Source organism: Spirosoma migulaei (genome assembly GCF_054776855.1).
The window spans coordinates 76174-91184 of record NZ_BAAHBG010000017.1 but is presented as its reverse complement, the minus strand read 5'-3'; the positions used below and the strand labels follow the sequence as shown (position 1 = coordinate 91184).

12 protein-coding genes are annotated in these 15011 nt (G+C 48.2%); 2 read left to right on the top strand and 10 right to left on the bottom strand.

Annotated features, from left to right (window positions below):
* Window positions 1-73 precede the first annotated feature (73 nt).
* The 7 genes from ACYVGO_RS19270 to ACYVGO_RS19240 form a co-directional block, all read right to left on the bottom strand.
* Entirely contained in the window at window positions 74-715 is a 642-nt protein-coding gene (locus ACYVGO_RS19270; protein WP_460970627.1) for a hypothetical protein, read from the bottom strand.
* A gap of 122 nt (window positions 716-837) precedes the next feature.
* Window positions 838-1251, bottom strand: coding sequence for a Uma2 family endonuclease (locus tag ACYVGO_RS19265; RefSeq protein ID WP_142773407.1), 414 nt, complete (start codon window positions 1249-1251; stop codon window positions 838-840).
* A 38-nt stretch (window positions 1252-1289) separates the two neighbouring features.
* Window positions 1290-3620: a glycoside hydrolase family 65 protein gene (locus ACYVGO_RS19260; protein WP_460970626.1), complete on the bottom strand. Its 2331-nt coding sequence runs from the start codon at window positions 3618-3620 to the stop codon at window positions 1290-1292.
* Complete coding sequence (locus ACYVGO_RS19255; RefSeq protein WP_460970625.1) at window positions 3620-4210, bottom strand: DinB family protein; 591 nt, start codon at window positions 4208-4210, stop codon at window positions 3620-3622. The genes ACYVGO_RS19260 and ACYVGO_RS19255 overlap by 1 nt, the downstream gene beginning before the upstream one ends.
* A gap of 86 nt (window positions 4211-4296) precedes the next feature.
* Window positions 4297-4896, bottom strand: a complete 600-nt coding sequence (locus ACYVGO_RS19250; protein ID WP_460970729.1) for a nucleotidyltransferase family protein — start codon at window positions 4894-4896, stop codon at window positions 4297-4299.
* Between the two features lie 116 nt (window positions 4897-5012).
* Complete coding sequence (gene truA, locus ACYVGO_RS19245; protein ID WP_460970728.1) at window positions 5013-5771, bottom strand: tRNA pseudouridine(38-40) synthase TruA; 759 nt, start codon at window positions 5769-5771, stop codon at window positions 5013-5015.
* Between the two features lie 296 nt (window positions 5772-6067).
* A complete protein-coding gene (locus ACYVGO_RS19240; RefSeq protein WP_460970624.1) occupies window positions 6068-7357 on the bottom strand; it encodes a helix-turn-helix domain-containing protein in 1290 nt (429 codons plus the stop codon).
* A 124-nt stretch (window positions 7358-7481) separates the two neighbouring features.
* Between ACYVGO_RS19240 and ACYVGO_RS19235 the strand changes: the two genes are divergently transcribed.
* Together ACYVGO_RS19235 and ACYVGO_RS19230 are read left to right on the top strand one after the other, a co-directional pair.
* Window positions 7482-8912 (top strand): aldehyde dehydrogenase family protein, encoded by a 1431-nt coding sequence (locus ACYVGO_RS19235; RefSeq protein ID WP_460970623.1) that lies wholly within the window; start codon window positions 7482-7484, stop codon window positions 8910-8912.
* Window positions 8913-8972: 60 nt separating this feature from the next.
* Window positions 8973-11951 carry a TolB family protein gene (locus ACYVGO_RS19230; protein ID WP_460970622.1) on the top strand — a complete coding sequence of 993 codons (2979 nt, stop codon included), beginning with the start codon at window positions 8973-8975 and terminating at the stop codon, window positions 11949-11951.
* 99 nt (window positions 11952-12050) lie between these two features.
* Here the strand turns inward: ACYVGO_RS19230 and ACYVGO_RS19225 are convergent, their stop codons facing one another.
* The 3 genes from ACYVGO_RS19225 to ACYVGO_RS19215 form a co-directional block, all read right to left on the bottom strand.
* On the bottom strand, window positions 12051-13373 hold the full coding sequence (locus ACYVGO_RS19225; protein ID WP_460970621.1) for an ABC transporter permease: 1323 nt from the start codon (window positions 13371-13373) through the stop codon (window positions 12051-12053).
* A gap of 115 nt (window positions 13374-13488) precedes the next feature.
* A complete protein-coding gene (locus ACYVGO_RS19220; protein WP_142773415.1) occupies window positions 13489-14400 on the bottom strand; it encodes an ABC transporter ATP-binding protein in 912 nt (303 codons plus the stop codon).
* Between the two features lie 167 nt (window positions 14401-14567).
* Window positions 14568-14987 (bottom strand): RDD family protein, encoded by a 420-nt coding sequence (locus ACYVGO_RS19215; protein ID WP_142773416.1) that lies wholly within the window; start codon window positions 14985-14987, stop codon window positions 14568-14570.
* Window positions 14988-15011: the final 24 nt, after the last annotated feature.

Sequence of the window (15011 nt, the reverse complement as noted above, 5' to 3'; positions counted from 1 at the left end):
TCGTATGTTATTGGCAATTCATGAAGAATATAATGCAGTATCTAAAAGACGGCGTTACCATCAGATAGATGACTTACTTCTTAAAGTCTACGGAAGCGATAAAGGTCATCCAGGCTTCTGCCCGGTCACGGTAATGATTAATATCTTTAGGAAGTTGAGTAAACGCAGTTGGGTTTTCAAGTTGAAGTAACTGGATTGGGGCAATTAAAACCGGATTTGGGTCATTCGCGCTCGTGCCATAATTCAAAGCGAGTTTAAACATCACTCGGTTCGGGCGAATGGTGGCGGGAGGTATATTTGGCGATACCTTAATAAGTTTATCAATCTCCGTTGTCTCGCCCGGCGAAATAGGGTCCGTGATGCTTGCTTTACTTAATGTGTAGGTAGATGTTATAAAGGAAGGTTTGTTTATCCGGCGAAAATCGACCGATACATTATAAAACAGTGTTCCTCCAGACGTATTTACTGAACTGCTTAACGCCTTGCTTTGCGGTAATTTAATAGCCTTTTCTGTTTGTGTAATCTTCCCCAGCACCTCCCCATTTTTGCCTATAAACCAAAGCGTCAGGAGGTCAAACTCGCAGGGGTAGGGTTTGGGTTTACCTGTAATCGTTTTACACCCGTTGGTAAGTGGAGCTACGGCCGTTTCAGAAGCAGGAGCCGCTTTCATCGCAAACAAAGCAGGAATCAGGAATAACAACAAGCTGGATTTCATACGGGAAGATGGCTAAAACTAGGATGGAGATGATTCGCTAAAACTAGTACACTTTCTTCCATAAAAATAGTCTCGCCGGTTTAGCAGCGAGACTAGTTAGGTATCGGTAATTAAACTACCCGTTAAAACAAAAACTCATTAAGCGAATGACCAACTGCCTGACAAAAGGATGATTCTTCTCCAGAATCGGGACCATCCAGTTCATACCGATGCCAGATATTCAGTTTATAATCATAGACAAATCCTTCAGGTACATCATAGGTTGTCATCAACTCTTTTAGCTTCTGCGTATCCTTCTTAACACCCTGAGTATGGGTCACCTCAATCAATACCTCGGTCAATTCAGTTTCAGGATTGGCTAACAATAGATCTGGAACAGGGCTTGTTTGGCTCTGATCTATCATTGCTTCAGGGTAGGCAAAAAGCTGTGTCTGCCGATTACGATACAGATTCATTAATCCTGTAACGAGTTGGGCAATTATGGCCTGGTGAATTCGGGGTGCGTTAACGCCCATGTAAACAATATTATCGTTCATGTCCTTTCCCGTTTATGACGTTAAGGTACAAAAATTGGCTATACTTTCAGATTACTGACTTTTATCTCCACCGTTTTCTTCCCCTCTCCTGCCACAGTTACCTCTTTACCATTCAACTTGATGGTGATGGGTTGTGCTGAAGAATTTTGAACCGTTACATCCTGCTGAGTGGTTGTCACCTGCAATAAGGCCCCCCGGAACCGAATCTTGAACGAAAGCGATTGCCAGTTATCAGGACAGTAAGGATCCAAAACAACCTTTTCATTTTCAATACGTAGCCCCCCAAATCCTTTCACAACTGCCAACCAGGTTCCAGCCATCGACGTAATGTGGCAACCATCTTCGGTGTCGTTGTTGTAATCGTCGAGGTCAAGCCGGGCGGTGCGGAGGTACATTTCGTAAGCCTTTTCTTTCATCCCCAGCTTCGACGCCTGAATGGAATGAACGCAGGGCGACAACGATGACTCATGCACTGTCATGGGTTCGTAGAATTCAAAATTTCGCCGGAGTGTATCGGTATCGAACTCATCTTCAAAGAAATAGAGTCCCTGCAATACATCGGCCTGTTTGATAAAACATGACCGCAAAATCCGATCCCATGACCAGTTCTGGTTAATAGGCCGCTGACCTTTCGGGATGTCCGAAACAGGCATCAGGTCTTTATCCAGAAACCCTTCCTGCTGAAGGAAAACCCCCAACTTCTCATCCTGAGGCAGGTACATTCTTTCAATAATCTGCTTAGCGGTAGCCAATTCCCTCTCTTCGCGAAAGTGAATCCGATCGATCAGTTCAGCATATTTATCCCCGTCAAGAGCTTTTACTTTGCCAACAGCCTCTACCGTGTAGCGAAGGGTCCAGGCGGCCAGGTAATTGGTGTACCAGTTGTTGTTAACGTTGTTTTCGTACTCGTTGGGGCCAGTTACGCCCAGCATAACATACTGCTCTTTTGCTTTCGACCAGTTGACCCGCTGACTCCAGAAACGACTAATGGCAATGAGTACTTCCAGACCGTATTCAACCAGATACTGCTCATCACCCGTGTAACGAACGTAATCGTAAATGGCGTAGGCTATGGCCCCATTCCGGTGAATTTCCTCGAAGGTAATTTCCCATTCGTTATGGCACTCTTCGCCGTTCATCGTCACCATCGGGTAAAGCGCAGCACCCGCTCGGAAGCCTAGTTTTTGCGCATTTTCGATGGCTTTACCGAGTTGTTTGTACCGATAAACCAGCAGGTTTTTGGCCACTTTCTGGTCGGCAGTTGACAGGTAGAAGGGCAGGCAGTAGGCTTCTGTATCCCAGTAGGTCGAGCCACCATATTTCTCACCCGTAAAGCCTTTGGGACCAATGTTCAATCGTTCGTCTTCGCCGGTATAGGTTTGATTCAACTGGAAGATATTGAACCGGATACCCTGTTGGGCCGCCACATCCCCGTCGATGATAATGTCGTTGGTTTTCCACTTATCCGCCCAGGCCTGCTTTTGCTCAAACAGCATTTTCTCGAATCCCTTCCGCGTGATCCGCTGGATATATTGATGAGCATCTTTGATGATGGTATCCGAATCGTAATTAAGCGACGATAGGTTGACCGCGTATTTGTAAATAACTGTTTCCTGCCCCTTTCGACAATCGAGGGTCATGCGGTTGGCGACGTACTTTTCGTACTTGATCGGCTGCGACTGAAAATCTACCTTCACGCCATCCTGCTCAATTTCCACACACATACCGGTAGCCACGTGGAAGCCCGTTTTACGGGTACGAAGTTCAATATAGGCTTCGCCATAAGCTGTTTCCTTACGCACTTCATCCCAGAACGTTTCGTCGTAGTTGGCATCCCGGTTACGAATATCGCCATCAATGTAGGGCGTAATGGTGATTTTAGCGTCGAAATTCAGCGGTTTAATGGCATAACGGATTGCCCCCGACTCATCATCGACAATGGAGCAGAACCGTTTGGCATTGATCTGAAGTTCTTTACCGCTTTTGAGAACAGCTACAAAGGATCGTTCAAGATACCCCTCCTGCATGTTCAGCACACGCCGAAAATCACGAACTTCGCATTGATTCAGATCCAGAGATTCGTACTCGATATCAATGTCGATACCAATCCAGTTAGCAGCATTCAACACTTTAGCGAAGTATTCGGGGTAGCCGTTTTTCCACCAGCCCACGCGGGTTTTGTCAGGGTAATAAACGCCGGCCACATAATTACCCTGTAGGGTTTTGCCGGTAAATTTCTCCTCGAAATTTCCTCGCTGCCCTAATCGGCCATTGCCAATAGACATGAGGCTTTCGGTAATCTCATTAAAGTCACGGTAAAACCCTTCTTCAACAATGTTCCAGGGATCTTGAGTAATGTAGTGTTTCATCACAGGTTATTAGTCGTAGTCGCAAAAGTAGCCATTTCCGCTTTTACGCGCATGGCCTGCTTCATGTGTCGTTCGGTGTGGGCCACCAGCATCAGAAAGGCATCACCCAGTCGGATTTTGAGCCAGTTACCAAACAGGGTCATTACCTTATCCTGATTCCAGTCCAGGTAAACAGCTTTATCCAGTAGAGTTCGAAGTAAGGTTTGTAGCTCCACAAACTGGCTCATAACCTCCGTAGGCACCAGGTCGGCGGCTGGCCGTGGGCGAACCATTCCCGGCGCAGGAATTTTCATTTTCACCTGAGGATCAACAGCATACAGCATTGCTTTACCAACCCAATCGCTGTCAAGTACCTGATCGGCTGGATTAGCCTGTAGTAAACCGAGCTTATCCACCTTATGCTGAATGTTTCGAATATAGAATCGTTCAGCCAGGTTCAGGTGCTGCAGGCATTCCAGAATACTCCAGCTGTCAGGTGCGGGTTTCCAGCGCAATTGAGCATCCGTGAGCGGTGAAAACTCGGTTTCTACCGTTGCTAAAACAGCCGAAAGGCGCGTTTGGAGTTCCTGGGCAGTGGTGAGTTTTTGCATGGTTTAGGATTTAACCGCAAAGAACGCAAAGGTTATCGCAAAGAGCGCAAAGCACTAATTTGTCTTAAACTTTGCGCCCTTTGCGGTTAAGAAAATTGTGCTTGTTGAAACAAATCAACGTCTCGCTTTGAGTCGAGGTCGATGGCTCCGGCTTCGAATGGCACTTCGGAGCAGTCGTTACGATGCTTCCCGATGACCCATTTCACACCTTTATCCCCCTGGAGCTGAAGCAGTTCATTTATGTAATCACGATCGAACAGGGCAGGTACGCTGAGTTGCGTATCATAACGGCAGGCAACAATCTTTTTCCCTTCCTCCTTCCGAACATCGAACATATGCAGGAGTAGTCCAAGAGAAACAAGTGGCTGATCGGTATGCAATACCAATACGGCTTCAATATCTTTATGGGTCAAATAAAGTCCTGCCAGCCCTGTCTTCAGGGATGAGGCCTGCCCCGTTGGCCAGCTTGGATTATCGACCAGTGTAATTGGCAAGCCAGCCAGCTCAGGCACAATCCGGGCACGATTGGCACCCAATACCACCACCACTGGCCCTCGTTGCAAGGCCAGCGCATTTTCGGTTACCCGTCGAATCAGCGACTGGCCTTTATAGGTTAATAACTGTTTTGGTTCACCGCCCATACGAGAGGAGTCCCCAGCAGCTAATATGATCGTTCCAATTTTCAAGTGCACTCATTTTTGTTTGTGACAAGATAGCGAAAAAATGAGTGAAGAGTGTAGAACGAAAAGTGAAGAATAAAAAAGGTAGACCGTACTATTCTTCATTTTTCATTCTACACTCTTCACTCATTTTTTCGCTTTTTAAACACCTCTTCAGGATACCCTACTTCCATCAACGACAGCCCTTCGGCAGGAGCTGCCCGGCCGGCACGACGGCGATCCCGGGCCAGAATTATCTGTTCAAATTCGGAACTACTTATCCGCCCCTGCCCTACTGCCAGCAACGTACCGACAATGGCACGAACCATGCCGTGTAAAAACCGATTGGCTTTAATATGAAAAACTAAATCGCCGGTGGGTTTTTCCTCCCAATAAGCCAGTTCAATCTGACAATTGAAGGTCTTCACATCCGTCTTCACCTTGCTGAAACTCTCAAAATCGGCATGATTCAGCAACGTTGCAGCCGCTTCATTCATGGCCTTTACGTCCAGCGGCAAGGTGAACACATAGACTAATCCATCCCGAAATGGGTCTTTTCGTCGGCTAATCTGGTATTGGTAATAACGAGAGGTAGCCGTGAAACGGGCGTGATCGTCTGCTCTCACCGGAAAGCACTCATAAACGGCGATATCGGGTGGAAGCAAACTATTCAGCGACCGAATCAAGTATCCGGTTAAGGGTGCATCGAACTCAAAGTGAGCAAATTGCTGGCCAGCATGAACACCCGAATCGGTTCGACCACTCCCAACGATAGAAATGGGTTGCCGGAGCACGGTTGCTAAAGCTGATTCAAGAACCTCCTGCACACTGATGCCATTCGGCTGTCGCTGCCAGCCGTGATACTTTGTGCCCCGGTAAGCCAGTTGTAGAAAATAACGCATATTGCCAACAAAAGTACGGGTTGTCGGCTTTGCCAGAAACAGTGGAGGCTTTGGTTTCAGGAAAATGATTCCCAAACGCCAAAGCCTCGATTAAAGAGGAAGGAACGAAAAACGATACGGAATCAGCAGGAAAATTAGTCCTGTTTTGATTACCGAATGTCCACGCCGAGTACTGGGATACTTACTTTCAATACAGGTTTTACGCAAACTACCCCCTGCTGCTACATAGCAGAAGAGTTATGACAAACATACAAAAAACATGACCAAAAACCACTAAAATGGCCTTTAATTGACGTTTAAAGACGTTCAACTTCGAATCTCAGTTCATCAACAAGCTGCCGTAGGCGATCCGTATTTGGTGCTGGAGGTGGTAATTGCTGGCTCACGAAAGCGCAGATTTCCCACACTTCCAGCACATCTTTTAACGCTATTTCACGGTTTGGCAAGTCGGCACGGTCGGCAGTGAGTAGTAAAGTGCCTTTAACTTTCACCTGGTTATAGACCCGGCGGCAGCAAATACCAGAACCAGTGGGCGGCTGATGTATAAGCAGGACATATAATTTCCCATCGGCAATATCGAACCAGTTCCGGATAAACTTCCCAACAAGCAACGCCCCAGGAAAGCTAAAGTCGTCGCCAGCCTCAAACGCGCGATAATGGCCTTCGGGCAAGGTTGGTAAGTGCATAGCTGGAAGCCGATGCAGAAAATCGGCCTGCTGATACCGCTGCCCATATTCGGCAAACTGCCGTTGGACAACCACAGGAATGGTAGGCGCAACGGTTTGGGCAGGCGCATTCGAATAGGCAGAAGCTGCCGATCCCTCATATACGTTGTTAAACGTCAGCGATTCCGTTTGCCGGGTAGGTGGTGTTGGACTACTCGGACGAACAGGTTCAGGCCGTGGTTCTGGTTGTGAAGCAAATAGCCGATCAACAGCCTGTTGACCGGACCGATCAGATTGCCTGACATCAGGCTGGGGTTGAAAGGACGATGGCTGGGGACGATCGTTTCCTACGCCGGGACGCACGGGTGACGTGATTACGGGAGGAACTGGTGGATCTTGTGACCGACGTGGCTCTTCCTGCGTTTTGTAGTATTTATTCAACACCGACGATAGCGGCTGTGGTTCGGGTGTCGGGGGCGAAGGCTGCGAAAATATATCGGGGAAGTCGGGGTGCTGAAACGGATCATCATCGTCGGCTAATTTACCATCCGATCGAATGGCGGAACCTGTTTCATTCGTGCGCCGATCATCCCGATGCGCATACACATCCGTTGTTTTTTGCCCTAGTGGAATACTGAGGTTCGGTGTTTCGCGAAGTTTACGCAAATCCTGTCGCGTTAGTAGTTCAACCGTTGTATTGAAAGCTTTGGCAATTAACTGTATATTTTGCTGATTCGGGTTGGCACGACCCTCCTCATAAGCCCCTAACAACGAGCGCTTTATATTTATTTTTCGAGAGAATTGCTCCTGCGTTAAGCCGTTTAGTTTACGTAGGTAGCGGATGTTGTCACTGACGAGCGTCATCCAGTTTGGGGTGGCTAAAGTTTCAGCTAAGATAAACGATTCATGTTTTAAATCCATATCCTCCGCTTTTTTGTATTTTTAGCATAAAAAGTAGGCAGTAACCTTTCGATTTAGGGTGGACCTACGCCAACGTCTCTTGGGCACCAGCCCACCGTAAACCGAACACAGAAAACTCAATGCCATGACCACTGTACCCAGCGAAACCGATTTACACGAAAACATTCAGATCGCCTTTGATCGGCAACGTCGGCATGCACCCCAGATGGCGCTGACAACTGCCGAACAACGGATTGAACGAATCAGGCGGATTCAAACCTGGGTAAACGCTCATGAGACCGATATTCAGCAGGTTATGTACAATGACTTTCGGAAGCCTTCGGCGGAGGTCATGCTGGGTGAGTTAATGGCGCTTCATGCCGAGATAACGCATACGCTACGGCAGTTGAACCGATGGATGAAACCACAGTCGTTGCCTACGCCGATGGCCCTAATTGGCACAAAAAGCCATATCCGTCATGAGCCCAAAGGAAACGTCCTCATTATTTCGCCCTGGAATTACCCGTTTGTCCTTTGTATCAGACCGTTGGTATCCGCTATTGGTGCAGGCAATGTAGTGATGCTGAAACCCTCAGAACTGACGCCACATACCTCCAGCCTGATCAGAAAGATGATTTCTGAACTGTTTCCGCCCGAGGAAGTGATTGTTTGGGAAGGTGATGCTCATGTATCACAAGCCTTGCTGGAACTGCCCTTTAACCATATTTTCTTTACTGGAAGTCCTACTGTCGGGAAGGTTGTAATGACCGCTGCGGCAAAGCATTTGGCGTCTGTTACGCTGGAACTAGGCGGAAAATCGCCAGCCATTGTTGATGAGTCGGCCGATGTAAAACAGGCGGCTGGCCAGTTGGCCTGGGGTAAATGCCTCAACAATGGCCAAACCTGTATTGCGCCTGACTACCTGCTTGTCCATGAGTCTATTAAACAACCCTTCATGCAGGCGTTTCGCGACTCGATAACGGCCATGTATAGCCCCGACGGCAAACTCGTAGAAGCCTCCGAGAGCTACGCCCGCATTGTTAACAAACGGCATTTTGATCGTATTCGCACTCTGGTTGACGATGCGGTTGCCAAAGGGGCTACCGTTACGCTGGGAGGCAAGATGAATCCTGACCAGAATTTCATTGAGCCAACGGTTCTGGAAAACGTAACCAACGATATGGACGTGATGAAAGAGGAGATTTTCGGCCCGGTGCTACCCCTACTTACATATACCAATCTGGACGATGCGCTTCGTATGGTAACCCAGCAGGAAAAACCGCTCGCTCTGTACATTCACAGCCGAAATCGAAAAACGACGCAGTATATTCTGGACAGAACGTCGGCGGGCGACACGGTTGTAAACGATACATTGATCCAATTCGGCAATGTGGAATTACCTTTTGGCGGGGTGAATAACAGTGGATTGGGTAAATCGAACGGTTTCTTTAGCTTCCAGGAATTTTCCAATCAGCGAGGGGTTATGCAACGCGATTTTGGAACGATGAAATTCATTTATCCGCCCTACACCGAGAAGGTGAAAAAGTTGATCAATTTTATAGTAAAGTACCTGTAGGATTCAACACCATCAGCACACAGATCATTTTTTCGTTAAAAATCCGTATCATTGATACTGATGTTTCAACGACGATTCCTGACGGCCCTGCTTCTGTTTAGTACACTTACAGTCTCGGCCCAAACCCTACCGATTCTCGATCAAAACCCTACCAGCCTGCGCTGGTATAGGATTAACACGCCCCATTTTCGCGTTTTATACCCCAGGGGTCTCGATTCCACCGCTCAGCGAACAGCCAGTCGACTGGAAAGCCTGTACGAACCAACCAGTGCTTCGCTCGACAAACAACCCCGACCAATTTCAGTTTTGCTGCAGAATCAGAACACAGTAAGCAACGGCTTTGTAACGCTGTTTCCACGTCGGTCGGAGTTCATTGCCGTAGCCCCACAAGATCCTGCGCTGATGGGTACGTACAATTGGCTCGATTTGTTGGCGGTCCATGAATATCGACATGTTGTACAGTATGAAAAATCGCTACAGGGCTATGGACGTGTACTCCATACCTTGTTGGGCAGTACAGGTCAGTTTCTTCCCACCTTAACGGTCCCCGACTGGTTTGCCGAAGGGGATGCCGTTAGTAACGAAACCCTGCTAAGTAACAGCGGTCGTGGCCGGATTCCCAACTTCGATCTGGGTATGCGCGCCAACCTGCTCGCCGGAAAGCCTTTCGATTACCCCAAAGCGGTGGCTGGTTCGTACCGCGATAATGTACCAAACCATTACGTACTGGGTTATTTTCTGACAACCTATCTCAAACGCACCTACGGCCCGGATGTCTGGAGTCGGGTGCTTGACCGCAACTACCGTCGGTTTCCGTGGCCCTTTGCCTTCTCGGCCAGTATTAAAGAAGAAACCAAGTTGCGAACGGAAGATATGTACCGCAAAACGATGGACGATCTAACCGAAATCTGGCAAAAACAGCAGGAAGGGTTAACGATCACCCCCTCAACAGGTTTCCCCGTTAGCGCCGAAAAACAAAACTCGACCAGGCCGACTCCACGGCGGCCGAGTCCACGGCGGCCGAATCCACGGCGGCCGATCTTTACTAATTATCAGCATCCGCAGTTCCTGAACGACTCGACTGTTGTATGCGTAAAAAGCGGCCTTGGTGATACGCCCCGACTGGTAATTTTATCAAAGAACAAGCCTGAAAAAACGATTCATGTGCAGGGTTTCCCGAATGACCCCGATCTGCTTTCGGCCACGCCCACTAAAGTATGCTGGATTGAATTAGGATTCGACCCACGCTGGGGTCAGCGTGTTTACTCCAACATTCGTCTGCTCGATCTAAGGACCGGAAAGCTTACCCGCCTGACGCACCGCACCCGTTATACCACGGTTGCTCTTTCACCCGACAATACGAAACTGATTGTTGTTGACAATACAGATCGGTACAAAATCAACTTGCTGGTGCTTGACGCGAAGTCCGGCAAGGTAATAAAGCAATTACCCAACCCCGACAATGAGTTTTACCAGCATCCGCGCTGGCAGGATGACAATCGTACCGTTATAACGGTTGTCCTGAAAGATGGGCAGAAAACCATTCAGGCTATTGACACTGACGGCAATACAAAAACTGACCTACTGCCCCGCGCAAATGAGAATATCAGCCACCCACAGCCCTGGGGTAAGTATGTACTATACAACTCACCCCGATCAGGAATCGACAATGTGTTTGCCGTAGATATCAATTCGAAGCAGGTATTCCAGGTCACCTCTCGCCCATTGTCGGCTTATCATGCAACCATATCGCCATCAGGTAAGCGGCTCGCGTTCGAAGATTTTGCCGCAACGGGCTATCGGATTGCTGACATGCCCCTTGCTCCTGCCAACTGGAAACCCATTAGCGCGCCAGCACAGGAGCAACCCATTCGCTACTTTGGTTCATTGCCCCAACAGGAACCGGGTGCCGCCCTGGGGCGTCGTATTTTGGCAGATTCGGCAACAACAGCAACCCGTTACCAGCCGACGCGCTTTCGGCGGCTGGCCCATGCCCTTAATGTGTACAGTTGGGGGCCAACTATAGCCAGCACCGGGCAAGCCCTGACGGTTGGGCTGAGTTCGCAGGATTTGCTGAGTACAACGCAGATTGGCGTGGGTTATACCTATAACCAGACCGAACAGGCTGGCAACCTCTATGCCCTGCTCAGTTATCAGGGACTTTTCCCGATCATTGATGTAAGCTTTCAACGCGGCACACGCAGTACTTCTCTCTTCATCGACCGGATAGAACCCGCCGACAGCCTGCGCTCGGATCGCTGGCAGTACAATCAGTTGACAGCCGGGTTTCGGTTGCCTCTTCAATTCACCAATTCGAAGTACATTCAGGGAATAAATCTGTCAGCTTACTTCAACTACCTTCAGGTAACGGGCTACGACCTCCCTTATCGCTATCCAACGGAGGTCGGCTCTTCAGGGTCGATCAGCGCCTTAACGTATGGATTTAGCTACTCTCACCTGTTACGGCAAAGCAAACGGGATGTTGCTCCCCGTTGGGGTCAATCGCTGTCGGTCAACTACCGCACAACCCCCTTCGGCGGGAAACTCACTGCCGAACAATTAGGGGTTCAAGGCAATTTATTTTTCCCAGGCTTAGCCAAGCACCATTCGCTACGCTTACGGGCAGGCTATCAACTACAGGCACAGGGAACGTACCAGTTTGGCGCACTCGTATTTTATCCGAGAGGACAATCCTATATTGGCTTCGACCAGATCAAAGCAGGCAGCGTTGAATACCGATTTCCGCTGGCTGATACCCACTGGTCGCTGGGGCGATGGCTGTATGTGCAACGGATTAAAGCAGGCGGCTTTTATGATCTTGCCAAAGGGCAGAGTAATGTGGAAGTGCGCGATGTGTTTGGTCGCCTTCGTGGTTACGAAACGCAGTACCGTGATTTTCAGACAACCGGGCTCGACGTCTCCTTTGTCTTCAACACCCTTCGTTTACGCAACTCCTTCGAAGCCGGTTTCCGAACCATTTACAACGTAACCACCCGCCAATGGCTGATTCAACCACTAGTGATTGATATTGGGTTTTAAAAGAGGAGAAAAGGGAGGAGGGGGAGGAAAGGGAAGAGAGGTATTGCTTTCGCATCAATTCCTTCGTCCTTTCCTCCCCCTCCTCCCTTTTCTCCTCTTTTACCCTTTATAAAACACCCATTTCGCCAATTCGCGGAAGGAGGTTTTCTTACCGTACATGAGAATACCCACGCGATAGATTCGGGCGGCTATCCAGGTCGTGCCGATGAACCCAATGACCAGCAACAGCATAGACAGGATAAGCTCCCAGGCCGGTACGCCAAACGGAATCCGAACCATCATGACGACAGGCGAGGTGAACGGAATGATGGATGTCCAGAAGGCCAGCGGTCCATCGGGGTCCCGCACGGCAATCTGTGCAAAAGCAATGGCCGCAATAATGGGCATCATGATCGGAAACATGAACTGCTGGGTCTCCGTCTCGCTATCAACGGCAGCTCCAACCGCGCCAAACAAGGCGCTGTACAAAAGGTATCCACCTAAGAAATAGAACAGAAAACAAGCTATAATCATCGGAAGATTCAGGGTTTCAATAGCCGCCATAACGTCGGCAACCGGGTTTTTAGCCGTCGACATTTTGTGTTGAACATCCTGCCCGCCTGGCATACCATTCATACGAGATGTCATTGCCGATTTGGCGGTTTCTTTCTGTCCCATAACACTAGAACCCAAGGTGATCAGCCCTACGGTCAAAATAATCCAGAGCATAAACTGGGTTAAACCCACCAGTGCCACGCCAATTATTTTACCCAGCATCAGTTGAAATGGTTTCACCGACGAGATGATAACCTCTACGATTCGGCTGGTTTTTTCTTCCATCACCCCACGCATGACCTGCGTTCCGTAAATGAGAACCGAAATGTAGATAAGCAAGGCACAAAACCCACTGATAATGGTGGTTGCAATCCCGTTGCTGCTTTTTTCACCCGCATCGCTTAGGCTTATGGTCTGCGCATCTACGTTCACCTTGGCGTCTTCAATGATCTTCTGGGTAATGCCAGCCTGCTCCAGTTTTAAGGTTTCTATCTCCTTGCCGATAGCCCGTTCAATAGTACTCTGCAATGACAGACTAACGCTTTTTTCGGCAAAAATCTGTACGGTTTTGGGTTGCTCGATAACGTCTTTCGGGATGAAAACCAGTGCATCGTACCCATCCTTCACAAACGTTTTTTTAGACGCTGCCAGCGATTGCTTCGGATAGGAAAAACTTGTTTCATCATCGTTTTTAAACTTATTGACAAAACGACCACTCTCATCGACCACCGCAATTTTTTTCTGGTTGATGGAGCTAACAGCCGCCCAGCCAATGATGGCATAAAAGCCAAAAATCAGTACCGGTCCCAAAATCGTCATAATAATGAACGACTTTTTGCGCACCCGTACCATGTATTCGCGCTTGATAATCAGGAAAATTGTGTTCATATTAGTAATGAGTGAAAGAGCGAATGAAGTGAAGAATGAAGAGTGTAGAATGATGAATAGTTTGATTGCATCAGTTTTTTATTCATCACTCTACACTCTTCATTCTTCATTTCATTTAATCATTGGTTTCGCCAACAGTCTGGATGAAAATATCATTTATACTGGGTATGTTCTCGCCAAAAGACCGTACGGTGACGCGATCGAGCAAGTGCCGAATCAGTTCATTAACAGCGGCATCGGGAGGAATTTTAATATCGGTCCTCAGAAATCCGTCATCCGTTTGGCGGGTAGTCAACACGTCAAATGCCGTTGGGAGATTCTCCAGTACGCCCTGGTATTCCACATGATAGGTATGGGTTTTAAATTGCTCCTTGATAGCTCGCTTGGGGCCGTCGAGCACTTTATGCGACCGGTTGATGAGTGCAATATAATCGCAGAGTTCTTCCACTGATTCCATGCGGTGAGTCGAGAAAATTATTGTTTTCCCTTTATCACGCAGTTCCAGAATTTCATCTTTAATCAGGTTGGCGTTGATGGGGTCGAAACCGGAAAAAGGTTCATCCAGAATAATCAGGTCAGGCTCGTGCATAACAGTGGCCACAAACTGTACTTTCTGCTGCATCCCTTTCGATAAGTCCTGCACCTGTTTATCCCACCAGGTTTTGATATCGAACTTGATAAACCAGGTTTTTAACTTGTCCATTGCCTGCTTTTCGGTCAGCCCTTTAAGCTGAGCCAAGTATAGCAGTTGCTCACCAACCTTCATCTTTTTATAGAGCCCCCGCTCCTCGGGCAGATACCCGATCCGTTTAATGTGGCTTGGATTCAGGCGTTCGCCATCCAGAATGACCTCACCTGAATCGGGAGCTGTAATCTGGTTAATGATTCGAATCAGCGAGGTTTTACCCGCACCATTAGGTCCGAGAAGGCCAAAAATGCTGCCTTTAGGCACAGCTAAACTGACGTCATCCAACGCCCGATGCTCGGCATACTGTTTTACAATGTGGTGGGTTTCGAGAATATTCATTTAGTTTAGGGAAGAACCGTTGGTTGCAATTCGTGGGCTCAAGCTACGAACTTTGCTTGATCAACAGCAATCAAATTACGGATGAACTGCCAATCAGCTATACAGACGGTCATAAAAAAGGCCACAACCGTGTGGGTTGTGGCCTTGTCAAGTACTATCAGATGAAATTAGACCTTTACAACAATAGTTTTAGCCCATTTATCGCCAAACCGTTTCCCTTCATCGCTGAATACCATTAGCGCATCTACGAACCCGAAAAAAGGGATCATCAGCGATACCTGTCGGGTAATAGCAGTTCCATAATCACCAACCAGACTAGCACCCGTATCTTCTTTGATGGCTTTGATACCCATCAGTTTTTTACCAATACTCTGCCCACCCAGAAAGCCTCCTGTTTCAGGCAGTGCATCCTTGGTAAGCATATAGGCAATCGCAATGGCATACCCCACCATTCCGAGACTGTAGGATACCATAATCAAGATCCAACAGGGTATGTAAGCAATAATACCGTCAATGAATGCGGCAACGAAACGCTGTACCGGGGTAGCTTTAACGTGGGTACTAACAGGAGTGTAAGAGGGTTGCACGAGCTTAGGGGTTTAGGTAAAACA

Coding starts and splice junctions, on each gene's coding strand:
- ACYVGO_RS19270 (WP_460970627.1), bottom strand. CDS start 715: ATGAAATCCAGCTTGTTGTTATTCCTGATTCCTGCTTTGTTTGCGATG.
- ACYVGO_RS19260 (WP_460970626.1), bottom strand. CDS start 3,620: ATGAAACACTACATTACTCAAGATCCCTGGAACATTGTTGAAGAAGGG.
- ACYVGO_RS19235 (WP_460970623.1), top strand. CDS start 7,482: ATGACCACTGTACCCAGCGAAACCGATTTACACGAAAACATTCAGATC.
- ACYVGO_RS19230 (WP_460970622.1), top strand. CDS start 8,973: ATGTTTCAACGACGATTCCTGACGGCCCTGCTTCTGTTTAGTACACTT.
- ACYVGO_RS19265 (WP_142773407.1), bottom strand. CDS start 1,251: ATGAACGATAATATTGTTTACATGGGCGTTAACGCACCCCGAATTCAC.
- ACYVGO_RS19225 (WP_460970621.1), bottom strand. CDS start 13,373: ATGAACACAATTTTCCTGATTATCAAGCGCGAATACATGGTACGGGTG.
- truA (WP_460970728.1), bottom strand. CDS start 5,771: ATGCGTTATTTTCTACAACTGGCTTACCGGGGCACAAAGTATCACGGC.
- ACYVGO_RS19255 (WP_460970625.1), bottom strand. CDS start 4,210: ATGCAAAAACTCACCACTGCCCAGGAACTCCAAACGCGCCTTTCGGCT.
- ACYVGO_RS19220 (WP_142773415.1), bottom strand. CDS start 14,400: ATGAATATTCTCGAAACCCACCACATTGTAAAACAGTATGCCGAGCAT.
- ACYVGO_RS19240 (WP_460970624.1), bottom strand. CDS start 7,357: ATGGATTTAAAACATGAATCGTTTATCTTAGCTGAAACTTTAGCCACC.